This window comes from Bifidobacterium sp. VU/mBH4 (B4) (genome assembly GCF_058199535.1).
Genome location: NZ_JBVPQJ010000001.1, coordinates 174,738 through 193,891 on the forward strand (window position 1 = coordinate 174,738; position 19,154 = coordinate 193,891).

Below are 19,154 nucleotides of genomic sequence, written 5' to 3' on the forward strand. Positions count from 1 at the left end.
GTCAGGCATTCATCAGGTGATCCAGAAGGATCTGGATGCCCATGACGATCAGAATGATGCCGCCGGCGATTCTGGAAGGTTTGCGCCAGCGGGATCCGACGGCGTATCCGATGCGCAGCCCCAGAATGGAGGCTGCAGCCGTCACCAGACCAATGACTAGTGCGGACAGCCAGATGTTGATGCCCAGCAGGGCCAGGCCTGCCCCCACGCCGAATGAGTCGATGCTGGTGGCGATGGCCGCAGGAAGCATCTGCCGCCAGGAGAAATTCTCCTCGCCGTCCGCTCCCTCCTCCTTGCCGTAGACGCCCTCGCGGATCATGTTGACCCCGATGGCTGAAAGGATGCCGAAGACAATCCAGTGATCCACAGCGGCCAGGGAATCCTGCAGCATGGAGGCGGCGAAGTAACCTAGCAGGGGCAGCAGAGTCTGGAATCCGCCGAACCACAGTCCAACCAGCCAATGATGGCGCGCCCGCAGTCGGTCCACGCACAGCCCCTTGCTGATGGAGACAGCGAAGGCATCAGAAGATACACCTAAAGCGATAAACAACAATCTCAAAAACACGGCATTCCTTGAAAGGGTTCATCCCCGGTGGGATGGGCCTCGACCAGGTCTCCTCAAACCCGCCTACGCCTCGGGAGCGTCGAGCGCGGAACTGCCGATTGGTGTCGGCTTTGAATTCGTTGAATGCCGTTCACATGCTACGCCATAACAATATGGACATAGATTTTACCTGTCAGCGCTGTGATAATCAAGCATGACAGGCTGTCCGATCGGCCCCTTAGTGAGCCATGGTCACAGTCAGACTGCCCCCTGCCGCATGGACGGCGCTGATGACCGTGCTCAGCGCCGGATCCCCCTGATTGCTCAGGGCTTTGTAGATGCCCGACCGGGATCGGTCGGTATCAGAGGCGATGGCGCTCATATGCCTCTGTGCTCGCGCCACCTCGCCGAGTGCATCTGCGATGATTGCAGCCCCCTGCCGAGAGGTTTCGGCCTTGTCGGCCTCCTCCATGGCAACCTGCAGGTAGCGGACGGCTGTTTGTTCGGTATGTATATGGTCGCCTGCATGGAATTCCCTGATCTTCAACGTCATCACGACTCTGTCCTTAATATGGTCCGTTTGTTGCCCATCTGGATGCTGTCAGCTCTCGAGATATGACTTCCACAGATGTTTTGCCCGGTCTATGTCCCTCTTCTGGTGAGTCTTGCTGCCGCCGCAAAGCAGCAACACGACCTGTTTGTTCTTCAGTCCGAAGTAGGTGCGGTAACCCGGACCATTGTGAAAACGCATTTCAAATACGCCTTCTCCCACAGTCTTCCAGTCGCCTAAAAGGTGTCCGGATCGTTTTACTTGTTCCCATCGGTGTAGGATGCGGGCTGCCGACTGAGTGTCTTTCAATTCATCAATCCACCGGCTGAATTCCTCAGTCTCCAGTACCTCAATGATGGATAAGGGCATGGTGTCGCTTTCCCCTCTTATTTCGAGAAGATGCGTCCCATTCCCCACAAGAAAGTGTACACTACAGTGTACATTGCAACAATTGCTTATGACACCTGAATGTCGAGTGATTCGCGAATTCTGTAGTCAGTTTTCGAGTACTACTGATCCTGGTAGGTGACGGCATAGAACTCACCGTTCTGGAAGCGCGCCATGTATACATCGCTGACTTTGTCTATGCCCTGCTTGGCCAGCTGCTCGTTGAGCCAGTCCTCGTCGCGTCCCATGGTATCCAGCACGTCCGGATTGACCCGTCCGTCCATGACTACCGGATAGCGCACGTCCTTGTCGCCCTCGGAGATGATGGTCAGGCCGCCGTTCTGCTCGACGATGCCCCGCTTGACGTCGCGGATGTCGTTGATGCCCTTGGTGCGCAGCTTGAAGTCCACCTCCTTGGCCGTCAGGTTGACCTTGAGGCAGTTCTGGACCAGCAGCTTGCCGTTTTTGATGATGGTGACCGGTTCGCCGTCGATGTACTTGCCCACCGCGTGGATGTGGGTCTTGGCATACCGGGTGATGAGGATCAGCGCCGCCCAGATCAGCAGGATGACAATGTACTGGGCCATGGAGATGCTGTCGCTGTAGATGACCCCGCCGATGATGCCGCCCAGGACGTAGTTCTGCAGTTGGTCCATGGGCGAGGTGGGCGCCAGGTTCCCCTTGCCGGTCACATTGATGAGCAGGGTGATGAAGAGCAGTCCGACGATCAGCTTCAGGGCCACGTTGACGTAGAAATTGATATCCATGGGTCACTCTCCGATCACGGTGATGTCTGGGTGGTACAGGTCGGCGCGCTGCAGCAGGAACTCAGAGCCGGAGCTGTTGAATACCAGGGTGTAGTAGCCCTTGGGGGTCTTGATGATCATGTCATTGTTGCGCGAGGTGTCGTTGATGCTGATCTGCTCAGGGTTGATCTTGAGCTTGGCGGCGGACTTGTCGATGACCGTGGTCAGCTGTCCGCTCTGCAGGCTGGCCGTGCGCAGATTGGTGTAGTCGCTGTACTGGATGGCCGCAGCCAAGAGGAGCAAGGTGGCCAGGATGATGGACAGATCCTTGTACTTGTGGTTCCAGCGATGGCGGGTGTACATGAACAGGAAGAAGAGAAAGGCCAGGGCCAGAACGACGACCACGATGATCCTGATCATGGTCCAGTTGGTCTGCCCGCCCTTGAGGTATTGGTATGTATAGAAAGTCATAGCCGCTCCTGCCCTTGCGCGCACCCGCAATTGGCAATCGTAGACGGCCAGACGTTTTTTGGGAGGATTTGGGCATGCAAAACCCCGGTTCAGGCGCTCGATTGGGCCCTTGCCGGGGTGGTTGTGACCGCTAGTCGGCCCTGAGAAGTCAGTGCTGTTCGGCCAGGCGCTGGCGTGCAGCCTTGATCTGGGTCTCGGCGGCCTCGGCGTTGGTCCAGTAATCGCCGGGCATGACCTCCTTGCCCGGCTCCAGGGCCTTGTACTGCTCGAAGAAGTGCTTGATCTCCTGCTTGTGGAAGTCGGAGACGTCGTCGATGTCCTTGATGGCGTCGAAGCGGACGTCGGCGGGCACGCAGAGGACCTTATCATCCCCGCCGGCCTCGTCGACCATGTGGTAGAGACCCACGGCGCGGCATTCGACGATGCAACCCGGGAAGACCGAGTCGGGGATCATGACCAGGGCATCCAGGGGATCCCCGTCCTCGCCTAGGGTGCCGTCGATGTACCCGTAGTCATCGGGGTAGCCCATGGAGGTGAAGAGGGTGCGGTCCAGCCTGATGTGGCCGCTGTCGTGGTCCATCTCATACTTGTTGCGGGAGCCCCGGGGGATCTCGACCAACACGTCGAATGTCTCTGCCATTGTCCTGTCTCCTTTTCGGTCTGGACGGCATAGGTATGTCTCATACACAGCATAACCGTCCCGGGGCACATTCGACCACAGTGCTTCGCTGACGCTCACGCCTGCTCGGCGGCCGCTCATACTCGATTCATGGGGTGGGCGAAGAGTGAGGACAAGTATGAACAAGCGCAGATGGAAGGGTCTGCTGGCGGCCTTGGCTGCACTGGCGGCCCTTGTCGGCCCGGCGGCTCCCGCCATGGCTGGCGGCGGACCAGGACATTCCGGCGGCGGTGCTGAAGGCAATGGTCGGTTTTGGCAGGGTTGGACCTACAAGGATGACGATCAGGGCTCTTTCGGCGGCTATGAGATAGGCAGCATCGACAGAGCCTTCTCCAAGATGGGGATTGTCGATGGCGGCAATGCCACTACTGCTCGGGTCAAACGCCAGGCTCTGAATGAGGCCAACAGCAACTGCCAGGCACGCTTCAACGAGGCCCATGCCGACCAATCCGGACAGGGCCACTGCCGGGTGACCGGCGTAGGTGTGGTCACGGGCTACCGCGGCTCTCAGCGGGTCTTCGATGGGGTCAGCATGGCCATTCATAGCATATGGATGGACAACTGGCGAAGCCAGGTGGCCAACCGTACCTTCAGCAACCGAGGGGTGACCTATCGTACCGGCGAACCTTTTTGGGACCAGCCTGGAGACAGCCTGGACAAGTTCGCCGACCTGTACGCCGGCAACGAGCACGGCATCTCCCTGGTGGTCTTCATGCTCAATGACTACGAGCCCAAACCTGCTGATCTGCCACCAAACCCGCCCGATAAGAAAGTGGATCCTGGCACCAGCGCGGATGGTATGACCAACCGCACCCGCATCGAGACAGGAACCGGTCGGTGCGGCCGCGAGTTGACCTTCAGCGATGTCTTCAATCCCCAAGGCAAGCAGTACCGTGTCACCGGGCAGAAGGTCAAAGACCTGACCAGCGGTGAGGATCTGACCAGCAAATTCACTTTCAACACCGCCGATGGGAGCAGACCGCCCGGCAATAGGGCTACAGCCACCTGGAAGGGCGGGACTCTGCCTGAGGAGCATCAATGGGCATGGCAGCTGGACGTGACCGTCGAGCAGCCGGACATTGGGGTCATATTGGACTCTGGAAAAGTGCATTGGAAGGGCAGCGTCCGTCAGGTTGACCAGTCGACCCCTGAGCGCCGCACTCCCACTTGGAAGCCCAGTCCCGACAAATCCTGGATTCTGCACGATCCCGCCACCGGGCTCTGGAAGGCAGTCGTTGACCCTCAATGGACCAACAAAACTGGTGGCGACGGACGTGCCTTTCTGGACGGCGACAGAGTGGGATCGGTGGTCAACGCCACTGTTGAAGCCCATCTGATCGAAGCGCCTAAGGTTTTCGCTTTGGCTGACGACTGGAGCGCTGCCGACTATCTGGTTGATCAGGATGGCGCTCGGGCTATTCGCATCTTCGAGGCCAAGGCCAAGGCGGATGCCGATGAGCACTACCGCCGCAGCAGCATCGAGGACATTGTGGACAAGGGCAGGGATGTGACCGACCGTTTCGAGATCAGCGTGACCGGCACCCGGGCGCGGGCACAGGCCAAAAGCGGATGGCTGAACGGTCTCAAGGGGATGGAGGACCCCAGGCAGGTCACCATGCTGGTTCCCTTTACGGTTCGCTTTGCCAATGGCGGCGGTGCAGCCAAGGTTCGCAAGGACCTGGGCGGAACACCTGACCAGGAACTGACCTTTTGCAAGGCCCCGAAAGGCCATGGCAGCCAGGGCGCGGCGCTGACCAACTCAGGCTCCCAGACAGTCAATACGCAGAGCGTGCAGACCAATGAGCCGGGCATCTGCGGATATCTGCCTCCGGTACGCAAGGATGTCATCTCGGAGGCCGGTCAAGGCGGGGAGCAGGCCAGCGTTGACGGCAAGGTGGTCTTTCCTGGCCAGCGGTTGGAGTATCAGTTGGATACCCAGCCGAGCCTGCCCGACAACCTGGCCTATCCTGTCAAATCGATCATTCTGACTGATGTCTACGACCGCTGGTTTTTGCCTGACAAGCAGACTCTTGAGGTGACTGATCTGCAGAGCGGCGATGTCATCGCCAAGACCGGATACGCCACAAAGTGGAAGGACAAGGAGCACAGCCTGCGGGTGACCATCACCGACCCCACCCGGATCAGCCAGTGGCGTGCCGGGGGCAACCCCAGAATCCGCCTGCGCTTTGAGGGCACAGTCGATCCCAAGGCCCCAACGGATCATCGGGTGGGCAATCAGTGGGTGCTGACACTGAACAACTCATTGACCCCCTCCAACCAGGTGAGCAATCCGCCAGCCGACTTCCATCCCTCAAAGAGCGATGTCAGCGCGCATGATCCAGGCGTCAGCATCGATGGCAAGGTGCTGTTCATAGGCGACCAAGGGGCCTACCGGATTAGTCTGGACGCCCGTCACAAAGACACCGCCTATCCTGTTTGGCGGCTGGGTATGACGGATGCCTACGACGCTCGGCACCTGGATATCAATTCCAAACGTATCGAAGTTCTGGGCTCCGACGGCCGCGATTACACCAAGGCTTTCAATATCCAGGTGGAAAACGGCGTAGTGCTGGCCTTTGCCAAAACTGTGGATACCTATGTTCCGGCCACCGGCGTGACCCTCAAAGGGGATCCCCAACCAGCTGATCTGGCTGCCTATGCTGCTGCACGAGGTCATAATCCTCTCAGAGAGCCGGCTATTGACCAAGGGCTGTTGGGCCGAACCTACGATCTGATCCTGCCCTACACGGTCATCCGTGCAGAATCAGGTCACGTAGTACGTAACCAAGCGACCCAGATCGTCAACGACCTGCATAAAGCGACCAACGTGGTTACCAATCCGGTCAAGCTGCTCAATCCCGCCAAGGATGTGGTGGTCGCCGTGGGCGGGGAAAGCGCACATGGCAGCAGCATCTACCGCGATCGGCTCTTCCTCTATCGCCTGGACTCAAGTCTGCTGCCGGCCGGACGGGCTTACCCGCAAGTGAAAACCTGGCGGATTGAGGATCGGCTGGATCCTACGGTGGATCAGTTCACTGGCCATTGGGCCGTCTACGCAACCCAGGACCTTTACGAGAATGGGCGCATCCTCATTCATCATGGACAGATCATGGCCGGTTCGGATATGTCCGCAGATATACATGGTGGGCCCTTGTTCACGATGACGGCAGACCCGGCAGGTCTGGTCAAAGTGGAGGCCACACCGCGATATCTGGCCCTAGTCAGCGCTTCAGGCGACCGCCCGGTCGGCTGGAGGGCCTACCTGCAATGCAGGCGTCTGAAGAACGTGGAACGTCATGAGAACCGATTCACTGAGTTCTATCAGGACAAGACCCTGGTCTCCAACACAGTCTGGACCAGAACGCCCGATATGACCCCGGCTCTGCATATCGATAAATTCGATCAGGCTGGTGGCATGCTCAAGGGTGATCGGGATCAGCCGGAGCAGGCTCTCCGGACTCATGACGATGTCGCCATTGTCTTCCGAATCACCAACGATTCTCCTCGCGATCCCAGCGATGGGACCGGAGCAGTTTTCCCCGCTCGGCAACTGCACTTGGAGGATCAGACAGTCGTCGGTCAGGGGCGGGTGACCGGAATCCACTATCCTGACAACTGGTCGACCCTGATGCTTCGACCCGGACAGTCTGTTGATGTGCATGCCACAGTGACAGGCATATCAGGTAGGCACACCGACAGAGCCCGGGTGACAGGCAGTCCGCTGGTGCCCTGCCCGGTGGAGGATCAGGCCTCCCTGCCTCAACTGGAAAATGGCCAAAAAATCTCAGACCGAGCGAATTCTCGCGGAGCGGTGGTCGATGGCCGTCTGCTCTGTGCCGATCAAGCTGTTGAATCCAACAGTGATGACTGGAACGCTCTGGAAGACGCACTGCCTGAGACCGGAGCTGCGGTGGTGCTTCCATTAGCGCTCGCCACTGCAGCGGTCATGACCGGGTTTGTCATATTCCGCTTGGTCAGACAGATGTCCGCCAAAAACCGCGAGAGGCAGTGATCCTGGAACAGGTACACAGTCAGGTGTGCGCATTTTGGTCTGTCGATTGATGTAACAAGGCCAGTCTTAGATCCAAGGGCGTTCTCGGCCAGCTGCAGGGCAGTCGAGCTGTGCGATGCGCATACCGGCCTGTTCCGGTTCCAAAGTAAGAGCTTGTTGACAAAAAATTTCTGGGTATCCGCAGCCGTTGGGAGCGTTGAATACGCTGGCTGATTCTGAAGATGCTGAGGCCTCGGATGTTTCGACTGTTCCGAGAGTCGTCGAAGATTCGGATCATTCAGCAGCAAGTGATCAGGTCTAACCTACCTGCGCTCCTGACTATGGATACCAAGCTATAGGGAAGTGCGCTAATTCTCCTCCGATTTCAATGGCAACACAGCCTGAGGTGGATTGCTGTCAATGGCTCCCATGGTCTCATGCGGCAGGTAGGGCTCCTCCCTGGAGAAGCCCTCCTCAGGTGTGAGCTCCAAATCTAGCGCAGCCGCCGCATCGTCGAGATGCCGGGCTTTGGTGGCCGCCAATGATCGGTGAAGCAACGCCTTTGGCCCGCTGCTGGGCTATGGCTACCCGGGCCATAGGTATGCCCATGTAGCTCTGCAACCTTTTGCACACGGTCAATGATGGCCAGATCGTTGTCTTCGGCCCGGTCATACTTGCCGCGCGAGACCTTATCAGTCGCGTTGCGCAGGGTGTCGGCGGTCCAGACGGTCCGTCCCAGAAGGTCGACGGCCAGAGGGCTGTAGGGCATGAGTGAGACGTTCGTCTTTTTGCAGAGGGGAATCGGGTCCTTCTTGTCCTCCCGGTAGAGCAGGTTGTAGTGGTTCTCCATGGCACTTAAAGGGTTCCAACCGTTGCCTTGGGAGACCTTCTGCATGTCCTGAAACTGGCGGCATACATGGCCGAGGCTCCCAGCGCTGGCACATTGCCTGCTTTGACAAGGTCGTTCGGTGCTTCCATGGTTTCTTCGATTGGCGTTTCATAGTCGAATCTGTGGATGATATAGCGGTCCAGGTAGTCGGTGACCAGTCGCCTGAGCATCCCATCGATCTCGCGATGGATGGCCTTGGATGAAAGGTCGTCCCTCATTGAAGTAGACCTTGGAGGCGATGACCACCTGGTCGCTGCTTATCTGCTTTCTAAGTGCCTTTCCCGGATATTCCTCACTTGTCCCGGCCGAGTAGACGTTGGCTGTATCGAAGAAAGTGATGCCCGGATCCAGTGCGTGCGCAATGATCGCGTCGGTCCCTTCCTCACCCAATGCCCAATCGTGCACGGTGCATCGTTTGCCGAAGCTCATGCACCCCACGCAGATCTTTGATATGTTGATGCCTGTTTCGCCCTGTTGCGTGTACTGCATTTAAGCTCCCTTGAACTTCCTTAGCGCAGATGCAATCATGCTAGTAAGTTCGGGTCTGTGAAATTCTATTTATGAGATAGATGTAGTGTTTAGCTCACTGAGCGGAAGATTATCTATGCTTGATGAACGCTGAAACCTACTTTGGTGCGCTCCGAGCCAGTTCAATTTGAAAATTACAATGTTTGTGCGTTATCGATATCGACCGTGCAGGCATGCTAATGTACTTCCATTAAAGTCAAGGCGAGCTTTTCAAAATGCACGTTAAGAAGAGTAATGGAAGTACATCGTTTAACTTTTATAGTGCTTCAGTTATTGCTGCATCATTCAATCGCGCTTGACCATAAAGACAGATATACGGGAATGTTCCCGCTTATGGATAGTTTAGTCCCATTAAGCGAGGAAGTACTCTGGTCAATGGGCAAAGCGGATTTGAATTCCTCCGCTAGGGTATAAATTCCACGGTATAACCAATAGATATGATGATTTTTAGGACAGACGTAATAAGAGAATAAGTGCACTCTGCTTTCTGCGATTGTATTCAATTGGGGAAGAGATTGACTGATGAAATAGCTGGTTTTAGAAGCATCAGGATTATTGGAAATAGAGAAACGGGCTGTATTGTCCTTTCCTGGAAACAGTGCAAAGCATGTCTCGTTTTTAGCAGGACCATGTATTCTCCAAGCCACATCACATATACCAGAATCATAAAGTGGTGATTCGTTTGTAATTAACTTTTCGGCCTCTTTGTTTTCAGTCATGAAATCGATAGCAAGCGATGGCTTTGTATAAGGCTGATTGATGGGTGGCACATTTATTTTTACGTGTGCATTGACGGAGAATAGTTGCATTGCTTTGCCCCTTCTTTACCATCAGGATTTGCTGCATTCGTTCGAGTGCTTTTGTAGCATCACTATGAATCGTTGTGATGGTGCAACTCTGCAAATCCAGTTATATACATAGCTTCTATCAAGAAGTAATTTTATAGGAAAAGCCACTTCGAAATCAAAAATCAGCTCAACAGTCACGCGATCAGTCAACATCAAAAAGGCTAGAGCGAAGAAAACTCCTGTAGCTCTACCTATGTAAATGGTCCATCATGCCAGACTGGCGACTGCATATGCTGCTTTTTACAGGATTCGCTTGTAGGTGCAATGCAGTGTGTGAGCTAAAGGGGCCTGTGTCGACCAGACGCCTACAAGAGCCGCGGCAAGCGGGGTCCAGAGCATTTTCCCCTTTGCTTAGTGTTTGAGGGTGACAATGATGGAAATGCTGGCGATTCCAGTGCACTCGGCCGGAAATCGGTAGCAAGCACAAACACATTTGCCAGTCTCATGGATGTGACCTGAGCAATGCCATCGGACTAATTGCCAACGGCACCTGCCATTATTCCCCGCTGATACAATCAAGATAAAAGTTGAATCTAACCTTTAACGAAGAAGGCTCACGTGGCAAGTGGAAATGATATGAGCTGTCTTGCTTTCTCGCATTTGTTACGTTTCAAGCGCGCGCATTACCCGTATTCCGATAAGTACATTCGCGAGGTGGGCAATTCGCCAGATATACATGCAAGAACGGAAAAACAGCATATGGTGCAGTGGTTTGCAGCTAACGCAACCCATGGATCGGGTGCCTACTCCCGGCAGAGGCCGAATAACAGTGCAAGGAATTGTTATAACAAATTGGAGAACGCTGCGTCGCTGCTGTGGATTGCCGAGGAGGTCGGCATTGAAGAGCCGGCCGTAGCAGCAGCTTTCGAGGCTGCAAGGCAGGCGGGAGATTATCGCCGGGCTTGTGGCGCGATCCGCAAGATTATCAGCTGGTCCATGATTATTGAATCATTGTAATGGTATCGACGTAGATCAAATATAGTTTTCATTAAGTGTCGTATGTACTCAGCTGTTATGTACTCGATTTCAGCACAGACAGCTTGGAGCAGGGGTAGTTTTTACCATAGGTTTGGAAAGAAAGGGTTGCATATGCCCGAGATTATTTGCCCCAAATGCGGAACCGCATTTACCATTGACGAGGCCGGATATGCCGATATCCTGAAGCAGGTTCGTGACAAGGATTTTGACAGGCAGCTTCATGAACGGCTTGAGCAGGCTGAACGCGAGAATAGCAAGATCCGTGAACTGGACCAGGCTCAGGCCGAGCAGACGCTACAGAAGACCAAAAGTGCAAAGGATGCCCAGATACAGGAGCTGCAGGCAAAGCTGGAATCCGAGCAGGCTGCCAAGGAGCTGGCCGTTTCGGAAGCCTTGAGGAAGGTCGAAAAGGAGAAAGACGATCTCAGCGCCAAGCTGGACAAGGCTGAGTCGGAGAAGCAGCAGGCGCTCGATCTGGCAGAGGCCAATTCAAAGAGCGAGCTGCAGAAGGCGGCTGCGGACAAAGAGGCCGAGATCGTCAAATTGCAGAATCAGTTGGATGCTTTTGAGTTGCAGAAGAAGCAGGAGCTTGCTCAGGCTTTGGGTCCGGTGCAGAAGGAGAGGGATGATTTCAAGGGCAGGCTTGAGAGGCTGCAGCTTGAGAAGGAGTCGGAGGAGAAGCTCTCCAAGGAGCAGCTGAAGTCGCAGCTGCAGGCGGTCGTCGCGGACAAGGATTCCGAGATAGCGGAATTGAAGAGCAGCCTGGACAAGGCGGAGCTGCAGAGCAAGGTCGAGGCCAAGTCGCTCAAGGAGCGTTATGAGGTCCAGATCCAGGATCGTGACGAGCAGATTGAGCGGCTGCGTGATCTGAAGGCGAAGCTGTCCACCAAGATGGTGGGGGAGACGCTTGAGCAGCATTGCCAGATCGAGTTCAACAAGCTGCGGTCCACGGCCTTCCCCAATGCCTACTTCGAGAAGGACAACGACGCCAGGACGGGCAGCAAGGGCGACTTCATCTTCCGTGACAAGGATGATTCCGGCACGGAGATCGTGTCCATCATGTTCGAGATGAAGAACGAGATGGACACCACCTCCACCAAGCATAAGAACGAGGACTTTTTCAAGGAGCTCGACAAGGACAGGCGGGAAAAGGACTGCGAATACGCCATCATGGTCTCCCTGCTGGAGCCTGACAGCGACCTGTACAACACGGGCATCGTGGACGTCTCCTATCGCTACCCGAAAATGTATGTCGTCCGCCCGCAGTTCTTCATTCCGATAATCACCCTGCTCCGGGATGCTGCCAAGAACTCTCTGCAATACAAGAATGAACTTGAAGAGGTGAGGGCGCAGAACATCGATATAACGCATTTTGAGGAAGAGCTGGACTCCTTCAAGAGTGCTTTTGGTCGCAATTATGAAATCGCCTCGAAAAAGTTCAAGAGTGCGGTAGAGGAGATCGACAAATCCATCAGCCACCTGAACAAGATCAAGGACGCCTTGCTGGGTTCCGAGAACCAGCTTCGCCTGGCCAACAACAAGGCGCAGGACGTGACTATACGAAGACTGACCAGAAACAACGAGACCATGAAGGCCAAGTTCGACGAAGTAAAGAAGTCCAAAGCCATAGGAGACTGAGAACGTGAACGGTGCAGTCATGTGAAGGGATGGATGTAGACGGCTTTCTCTGATTTTGCGATTGGGCCGTCCGCCCGTATCTGACTGCACCATACTGGCCAGTGTTCCGGTCTGCCCCAAGTACGCTGAGACAGAACAACAAGATAGAAAAAACAAAGGCTCGGAATCCAAACGATTCCGAGCCTTACTGGTAGCGGGGTCAGGATTTGAACCTGAGACCTCTGGGTTATGAGCCCAGCGAGCTACCGAACTGCTCCACCCCGCGTCGGCTGTTCAACACAGCAGTTATCTATATTACGGATTCCATCACAGTTGTCAAGTCCGTGTGTGGGCAGGCTTTACTTGGGAGATAATGGAGCCATGCCTATCACCATCCCCACCGGATTGCCGGCCAGATCCATCCTGGATTCTGAGCGCATCTTCGCCCTGGAAAGCCACGAGGCGGAGCGCCAGGAGATGCGTCCGCTCAAGCTGGTCATCCTCAACCTGATGCCCACCAAGGTGGAGACCGAGACCCAGTTGCTGCGGCTGATCTCCAAGTCGCCGCTTCAGGTGGAGATCGACTTCATGAAGACTTCCACCCATCAGGCCGTGCACACCAGCATGGATCACTTGGTCAAGTTCTACGAAAATCTGGACTCATTCCAGGACAACTGTTATGACGGTCTGGTCGTGACTGGCGCCCCGGTAGAGCAGATGGACTTCGAGCAGGTCGATTACTGGCAGGAACTGACCCGCATTCTGGACTGGGCGTCTACCCACGTCTTCTCCACTATGTATCTGTGCTGGGGGGCCATGGCCGGGCTCTACTACCGCCACGGCATCGCCAAGCGCAACCTGGATCGCAAGGTCTTCGGGGTCTTTCCCCAGTATCTGCAGGACGAGTACTGCTTCATCACCAACGGCTTCGACGAGATTGCCCTGCAGCCACACTCCCGCTGGGCCGGGGTGGATGAGGACCAGGTGCGGGCCTGTCCTGATCTGCAGGTGCTGACCTGGGGTCCACAGTCCGGTCCCGGGCTTATCAGCACCCAGGATTTCTCAGAGATCTTCGTGCTGGGCCACTGGGAGTACGACCGTGACACCCTGGCCCACGAGTACCAGCGCGACATGGCCAAGGGCCTGGACCAGGTGCCTTTCCCGGTCAACTACTATCCTCATGACGATCCGGCATTGGAGCCGGTCTTCTCCTGGCGTGCCCATGCCAACCTGCTCTGGCGCAACTGGCTGAACTGGGTTTATGAGACCACTCCCTACGACCTGAGCCAGGTGCCGACTCTGCGGGCAACGGGCCGACTGGGTACCGACCGATCCATCAGACACGCTCCCGGAGGCCCGCGTGCTGACGGATATCAGCCTTTGGCGGGTGACGGGTACGGGCTTATTCCGGGCGCTGTTAAGCCTTGATGACGATTGCATTACCTTCGTCAACAACCTGTCCACGCCGCGGTTCGGATTCGACCTGCGGCCACTATCTGTGACACACTAGAGGAATCTATGGTTACCGTGGCTCTTGGTGTGGGCTACACTACCCATACGGTGCAGCCATGAGTCGCGTGCGCGCTATAGTGTTCACTGTGTCGTTCAGGAGGCGATAGATGCTAGAGGCAATGGGAAGTGAAGCTTTCAGTCTGGCCATGGCCAAGCCAAGCGAGCTACCCACCATCGAAGATTTCCTGCCTCCTGAGATTCTTTTCCAGGGAACGCCCTTCGCCATGAACCGGATCATCCTGATCAGGTTCGTAGCCATGGTCATCATCCTTCTGGTGCTGGGAATCACTGCTGCAAGGGCCAAGCTGATCCCCTCCCGCTGGCAGGGGGCCATCGAGTGGGTCATCGAGTTCATCCGCGACTCGGTCGTCTATGACACCCTGGGCGAGATTCGGGGCAAGCGCTACGTGCCCATGATCACGACCATCTTCCTGACCATCTTGGTCTTCAACCTCTGCGGCATCATACCAGGCATGAATATCGCGGCCACGGCCACCATCACCATGCCCTTGGTTTTTGCCATCTGGACTTTCTGCCAATATATGGTCACGGGATTCCGTGAGCAGGGCGTCTGGGGCTATTTCAAGTCTGAGCTCTTCCCGGCTGGAGTGCCTTGGCCTCTCTACATCATTCTGACGCCCATCCAGCTGCTGGAGATGGTCATCGTCAAGCCGGCCTCCCTGACCATTCGACTCTTTGCCAACATGATCGCAGGCCATCTGCTGGTGGCGGTCAGCCTGGCCTTCACCCAGTTCTACATCATCGAGGCCAGCAACAAGCTCTTGGCCTTGGCTGGCGTAGGCTGGTTCGTTCTTGGCTTCGCCCTGACGGCCTTTGAAATCTTCGTGGCGGCCCTTCAGGCCTACATCTTCGCCATCCTGACCACGGTCTACATCTCCATGAGTTACCCTGAAGAAGGTTGAGCGAAAAGAACAGCCGCGGTCGACGCTTCAGGCGGTCGCAGCCCACATATTCGTCGGTTCCGGCCGGTAGACGGGGGTCGGGGCCGAACCACAATCCAAGAACCGGCAACGGTGGAGGAAAGGAAAATAAATGGACATCATCACACTTGCTGAGGTCTCCGGCAATCTGAGCATCCTGGGATACGGCATCGCAGCTCTCGGCCCTGCACTGGGTCTGGGCATCGCCGTCGGCAAGACCGTCGAGAGCATGGCTCGCCAGCCTGAGATCAGCGGACAGCTGCGGACCACCATGTTCATCGGTCTGGCTCTGATCGAGGTGCTGGCCCTGCTGGGCTTCGTGGCGCTCTTCATCGCCTGAGCCGTGCGATTCCTGCATGATCCGGCTTCGATAAGGGAAAGGAGGAGCCAATGTACGCTCTAGCGGCAGGCAAGGGGATCCAGCTATTTATCCCTCAGCTTTATGACATTGTGTGGTCGCTGGTCATCCTGGTCATCCTGGCCGTCTTCTTCTACAAGTTCTTCATGCCCAAGTTCCAGGCCATCTTCGATGAGCGCTCGGCCAAGATCGAGGGCAATATTCAGAAGGCCGCCAAGGCTCGTGAAGAGGCGGATCAGGCCCGCAAGCAGTATCAGGATCAGCTGGGCAAGGCTCGTGTTGAGGCTTCCCAGATCCGGGATGACGCCCGCGCTGAGGCCTCCAGGATCGTGGCGGATGCCAGGACCCGGGCCGAGACCGAGGCCAACCAGATCACCGAGAACGCCCAGCGATCCCTCAAGTCCCAGCAGCAGCAGGCGCTGGTCTCGCTCAAGGGCGAGGTGGGCACGCTGGCTACGGCTCTTGCCGGCAAAATCTTGGGCTCGCAGCTTCAGGATGATGCCGTACAGTCCTCCATGATCGACTCGATCATCGCGGACCAAGGCGGGCAGTCCTCGGACAAGCGGCAGGCATAATGACCGATTGGCGGATGACGGGAACGTTGATTCCGCGAAAGGGGAGGTGACATGCGAGGAGAGACTTCGCTGAGCTCCGACAAGGAGACCAGGGCCAAGTATGCCCCTTTGCTGAAGAGCAAGGGGAATGATGCCCTCCGCGTGGCCATGGAGCTCTATACCTTCGTGACCCTGCTCGATGCCAACAGGCCCCTGGAGCGTGCGCTGACCGACCCCTCCCGTCCGGCTGCGGACAAGTGGCAGGTGATCGACACCATCCTGGCTGACAAGGCCGATCCGCTGACCGTGGACATCCTTCATGATTTGACTGATCATCAGTGGAGCCGTGTGGTGCACATTGCCAACGCGGCCGAGGATATGTCGGTGGATGCCATCGCTTATTACGCCGATGCTCTGGGCATCACCAACCAGGTGGCAGGCGAGCTGGCTGAGATCCATTCGGCCCTGCTGGGCATGCCGCTGGTGCTCTTCAGGCTCTCGGACGAGTACAGTGATTCCACAGCGCGGGCCGACCTGCTCAGGGCGCTCCTGGTTGGGCAGCATATGCATCCGGTCACCGAGCAGATGGCCCTGAACGCCACCATCGATCTGCGTGGACGTCGCTTCCCTGACACCATCATTTGGTTGGTGGACCGCTTCTCTGAGCATATGGACCAGGTCATGGTCACCGTCACCACGGCGGTATCCATGAATGACCAGCAGGTCAGCCGCCTGCAGGAGGTCTACGGGCGCAAGCTGGGCAAGCCGGTCCACATCAACTCGGTGGTCGATCCCTCGGTCCTGGGCGGCATGAAAGTCCAGTACGGCTCGGTCTCCAAAGACGGCACGGTGGCTACGCAACTGAAGCATCTGAAGCGGCGGATGGCCGTGGCAGGATGAGCGGAGAACCGACAGACTTGAACAAGAACAGAAATAAGGAGTGATCATGGCAGAAATGACCATTGATCCCGCCGTGGTGCGCAAGGCGCTCGACCAGTTCGTCGAGTCCTACAAGCCGACGGACACCCCCACCCAGGAGGTGGGCTATGTCCGCACGGCCGGTGACGGCATTGCGCATGTGGAGGGACTGCCTGGTTGCATGGCCAACGAGCTGCTGACCTTCGAGGACGGCACGCTGGGTCTGGCTTTCAACCTGGACGCCCGAGAGATCGGCGTGGTCATCCTGGGCGACTTCGCAGGTGTCGAAGAGGGCCAGGAAGTCCACAGGACCGGCGAGGTGCTTTCGGTGCCCGTCGGCGACGGTTATCTGGGGCGTACAGTCAACCCTCTGGGCGAGCCCATCGACGGTTTGGGTGAAATCAAGAGCGAGGGCCGCAGAATCCTGGAGGCGCAGGCTCCCGATGTCATGCACCGGCATCCCGTCGACGAGCCCTTGGCCACTGGCATCAAGGCCATCGACGCCATGACTCCCATCGGCCGCGGTCAGCGTCAGCTGATCATCGGCGACCGGCAGACCGGCAAGACGGCCATCGCCATCGACACCATCATCAACCAGAAGCGCAACTGGGAGTCTGGAGACCCCAAGAAGCAGGTGCGGTGCATTTACGTGGCCATCGGCCAGAAGGGCACCACCATCGCCTCGGTCCGTTCCTCTCTGGAAGAGGCCGGCGCCATGGAGTACACCACCATCGTGGCCTCCCCGGCTTCCGACTCCGCAGGCTTCAAGTACATAGCCCCCTACACCGGTTCGGCCATCGGCCAGCACTGGATGTACGGCGGCAAGCACGTCCTGATCGTCTTCGACGACCTGAGCAAGCAGGCCGAGGCCTACCGGTCCATCTCCCTGCTGCTGCGTCGTCCGCCGGGGCGCGAGGCCTATCCTGGCGACGTTTTCTACCTGCATTCGCGTCTGCTGGAGCGCTGCGCCAAGCTCTCCGATGACCTGGGCGGCGGATCCATGACCGGTCTGCCCATCATCGAGACCAAGGCCAACGATGTTTCGGCCTACATTCCGACCAACGTGATCTCCATCACCGACGGTCAGATCTTCCTGCAGTCCGATCTGTTCAATGCCAACCAGCGTCCCGCCGTGGACGTGGGCATCTCCGTCTCCCGCGTGGGCGGCGCCGCACAGACCAAGGCTCTGAAGAAGGTCTCCTCGACCCTGAAGATCTCCTTGGCCCAGTATCGTTCTCTGCAGTCCTTCGCCATGTTCGCCTCGGATCTGGATGCGGCCTCCAAGGCCCAGCTGACCCGTGGTGCCAGGCTGACCGAGCTGCTCAAGCAGCCCCAGTTCACCCCCTACTCCATGGAGAAGCAGGTCGTTTCCGTCTGGGTGGGCACCCATGGCAAGCTGGATGACTTGGACCTGGAGGACGTGCTGCCCTTCGAGTCCGGCCTTCTGGACTACCTGGATCACAACACGGACATTCTCAAGACCATCCGCGATACGGAGGACTTTACCGACGATACCGAAAAGGCTCTTGACCAGGCCGTGGACGAGTTCGCCAAGACCTTCGTGACCCACAAGGGCCAGACCCTGGACGGCCACAAGGCCGACCAGGAGCAGGAGCAGCCTGTGGCCGTCCAGCAGGAGAAGCTGGTGGCCGACGGCAAGAGCGGCAGCAAGGCCGGGAAGCGGTAGACCATGGCCTCACAACTCGCATTCAAGTCAAGGATCGCCTCCACCTCGGCGTTGGAGAAAATCTTCAATGCCCAGGAGATGATAGCCTCCTCGCATATCGCCAAGGCCAGGACCGTGGCCCTGGAAGCGAAGCCTTACTCCGATGCGATCTTCGATGCAGTCCAGGCACTGGTGGCCCACACGGATGATATCCGCCACCCCATTGTCAGGAAGGACGAGAAGAACCCGCGCGTGGCTGTGCTGGCGCTGACGGCCGACCGCGGCATGGCCGGGGCTTATACCTCCTCGGTCATCCGCGAGACGGAGTCTCTGCTGGCCCGCCTGGACGAGCAGGGCCGACAGCCCCAGCTCTTCGTCTACGGTCGCCGCGGTGTCTCCTACTATCGTTACCGCAACCGCAGCATCGTCAAGACCTGGGAGGGTCACAGCGATCGGCCCGGTGTGGATGTGGCCAGGGAGATCTCCCAGGCACTGCTGGATACCTATATGACTCCAGCGGCCAAGGGGGGCGTCTCCGAGCTCTACATCGTCTTCACCGAATTCATCAACATGGTGGTGCAGAAGGTTCGGGTGCTGCGCATGCTGCCCCTGGAGCTGATCAGGCCTGACCAGGAGCAGCCTGAGGAGGCCATCGATGCCCCCGTGCCGGACGACGGGCATGGACGCCAGAGCGACCGCTATGCGGCCCTCTACGACTTTGAGCCCAGCTCTCAGGAGGTCTTGGATGCCGTTCTGCCCAAGTACATTCAGTCGCGCATCCATGAATGCCTGCTCACCTCGGCCGCCTCGGAGACCGCCAGCAGGCAGAACGCCATGCACACCGCCACTGATAATGCCAAGGGACTGATCGACGACCTGACCCGCCGGCTCAACGCCAGCCGTCAGGCGGCCATCACGCAGGAACTTACCGAGATCGTCGGCAGCGCCGATGCGCTCAACAAAGAGGAAGAGTAGGA

At 57.3% G+C, this 19,154-nt stretch carries 18 protein-coding genes, 1 tRNA gene and 1 pseudogene; 10 read left to right on the plus strand and 10 right to left on the minus strand.

Going from position 1 to position 19,154, the window contains the following annotated elements; genetic code table 11:
* Position 1 precedes the first annotated feature (1 nt).
* The 6 genes from AC0AII_RS00695 to AC0AII_RS00720 form a co-directional block, all read right to left on the minus strand.
* Positions 2-565, minus strand: a complete 564-nt coding sequence (locus AC0AII_RS00695; RefSeq protein WP_490445755.1) for a manganese efflux pump MntP — start codon at positions 563-565, stop codon at positions 2-4.
* 217 nt (positions 566-782) lie between these two features.
* A complete protein-coding gene (locus AC0AII_RS00700) occupies positions 783-1,097 on the minus strand; it encodes an addiction module antidote protein (protein ID WP_490446083.1) in 315 nt (104 codons plus the stop codon).
* A gap of 48 nt (positions 1,098-1,145) precedes the next feature.
* Entirely contained in the window at positions 1,146-1,463 is a 318-nt protein-coding gene (locus tag AC0AII_RS00705; protein ID WP_490445756.1) for a type II toxin-antitoxin system RelE/ParE family toxin, read from the minus strand.
* A gap of 140 nt (positions 1,464-1,603) precedes the next feature.
* Complete coding sequence (locus tag AC0AII_RS00710) at positions 1,604-2,248, minus strand: DUF421 domain-containing protein (protein ID WP_198199616.1); 645 nt, start codon at positions 2,246-2,248, stop codon at positions 1,604-1,606.
* Between the two features lie 3 nt (positions 2,249-2,251).
* Positions 2,252-2,698 carry a DUF3290 family protein gene (locus AC0AII_RS00715; RefSeq protein WP_490445757.1) on the minus strand — a complete coding sequence of 149 codons (447 nt, stop codon included), beginning with the start codon at positions 2,696-2,698 and terminating at the stop codon, positions 2,252-2,254.
* Positions 2,699-2,846: 148 nt separating this feature from the next.
* Positions 2,847-3,338 (minus strand): inorganic diphosphatase, encoded by a 492-nt coding sequence (locus AC0AII_RS00720; RefSeq protein WP_101432914.1) that lies wholly within the window; start codon positions 3,336-3,338, stop codon positions 2,847-2,849.
* A gap of 157 nt (positions 3,339-3,495) precedes the next feature.
* Here AC0AII_RS00720 and AC0AII_RS00725 point away from each other — a divergent pair, with 157 nt between their 5' ends.
* Positions 3,496-7,389 (plus strand): LPXTG cell wall anchor domain-containing protein, encoded by a 3,894-nt coding sequence (locus tag AC0AII_RS00725; RefSeq protein ID WP_490445758.1) that lies wholly within the window; start codon positions 3,496-3,498, stop codon positions 7,387-7,389.
* A 472-nt stretch (positions 7,390-7,861) separates the two neighbouring features.
* On the opposite strand, the gene AC0AII_RS00730 is transcribed toward AC0AII_RS00725, so the two are convergent.
* The 3 genes and pseudogenes from AC0AII_RS00730 to AC0AII_RS00740 all read right to left on the minus strand — a co-directional run bounded on the left by AC0AII_RS00730 (position 7,862) and on the right by AC0AII_RS00740 (position 9,594).
* On the minus strand, positions 7,862-8,263 hold the full coding sequence (locus AC0AII_RS00730; RefSeq protein ID WP_490445759.1) for an aldo/keto reductase: 402 nt from the start codon (positions 8,261-8,263) through the stop codon (positions 7,862-7,864).
* Positions 8,224-8,746 (minus strand): annotated as a pseudogene (locus tag AC0AII_RS00735) (aldo/keto reductase). Before AC0AII_RS00735 ends, AC0AII_RS00730 begins: the two are co-directional and overlap by 40 nt.
* A gap of 320 nt (positions 8,747-9,066) precedes the next feature.
* On the minus strand, positions 9,067-9,594 hold the full coding sequence (locus AC0AII_RS00740) for a hypothetical protein (RefSeq protein ID WP_490445760.1): 528 nt from the start codon (positions 9,592-9,594) through the stop codon (positions 9,067-9,069).
* Positions 9,595-10,191: 597 nt separating this feature from the next.
* On the opposite strand from AC0AII_RS00740, the gene AC0AII_RS00745 reads away from it, so the two are divergent.
* Both AC0AII_RS00745 and AC0AII_RS00750 read left to right on the plus strand, forming a co-directional pair.
* On the plus strand, positions 10,192-10,590 hold the full coding sequence (locus AC0AII_RS00745) for a hypothetical protein (RefSeq protein WP_490445761.1): 399 nt from the start codon (positions 10,192-10,194) through the stop codon (positions 10,588-10,590).
* A gap of 132 nt (positions 10,591-10,722) precedes the next feature.
* A complete protein-coding gene (locus tag AC0AII_RS00750) occupies positions 10,723-12,249 on the plus strand; it encodes a DUF2130 domain-containing protein (protein WP_490445762.1) in 1,527 nt (508 codons plus the stop codon).
* Positions 12,250-12,437: 188 nt separating this feature from the next.
* On the opposite strand, the gene AC0AII_RS00755 is transcribed toward AC0AII_RS00750, so the two are convergent.
* Positions 12,438-12,514: transfer RNA gene (locus AC0AII_RS00755), tRNA-Met, on the minus strand.
* Between the two features lie 95 nt (positions 12,515-12,609).
* Here AC0AII_RS00755 and AC0AII_RS00760 point away from each other — a divergent pair.
* The 7 genes from AC0AII_RS00760 to AC0AII_RS00790 all read left to right on the plus strand — a co-directional run bounded on the left by AC0AII_RS00760 (position 12,610) and on the right by AC0AII_RS00790 (position 19,152).
* Entirely contained in the window at positions 12,610-13,656 is a 1,047-nt protein-coding gene (locus AC0AII_RS00760; protein WP_490445763.1) for a homoserine O-succinyltransferase, read from the plus strand.
* Between the two features lie 191 nt (positions 13,657-13,847).
* Entirely contained in the window at positions 13,848-14,663 is an 816-nt protein-coding gene (atpB, locus tag AC0AII_RS00765) for a F0F1 ATP synthase subunit A (protein ID WP_101432903.1), read from the plus strand.
* A 130-nt stretch (positions 14,664-14,793) separates the two neighbouring features.
* The gene (gene atpE / locus AC0AII_RS00770) at positions 14,794-15,021 is read left to right on the plus strand and encodes an ATP synthase F0 subunit C (protein ID WP_015022486.1); all 228 of its coding nucleotides are present in this window, start codon (positions 14,794-14,796) and stop codon (positions 15,019-15,021) included.
* 50 nt (positions 15,022-15,071) lie between these two features.
* Positions 15,072-15,614: a F0F1 ATP synthase subunit B gene (locus AC0AII_RS00775; protein WP_024626881.1), complete on the plus strand. Its 543-nt coding sequence runs from the start codon at positions 15,072-15,074 to the stop codon at positions 15,612-15,614.
* 51 nt (positions 15,615-15,665) lie between these two features.
* Complete coding sequence (locus tag AC0AII_RS00780; protein ID WP_490445764.1) at positions 15,666-16,493, plus strand: F0F1 ATP synthase subunit delta; 828 nt, start codon at positions 15,666-15,668, stop codon at positions 16,491-16,493.
* A gap of 46 nt (positions 16,494-16,539) precedes the next feature.
* Positions 16,540-18,198: a F0F1 ATP synthase subunit alpha gene (gene atpA, locus AC0AII_RS00785; RefSeq protein WP_313838420.1), complete on the plus strand. Its 1,659-nt coding sequence runs from the start codon at positions 16,540-16,542 to the stop codon at positions 18,196-18,198.
* A gap of 3 nt (positions 18,199-18,201) precedes the next feature.
* Entirely contained in the window at positions 18,202-19,152 is a 951-nt protein-coding gene (locus AC0AII_RS00790; RefSeq protein ID WP_463427639.1) for a F0F1 ATP synthase subunit gamma, read from the plus strand.
* Positions 19,153-19,154: the final 2 nt, after the last annotated feature.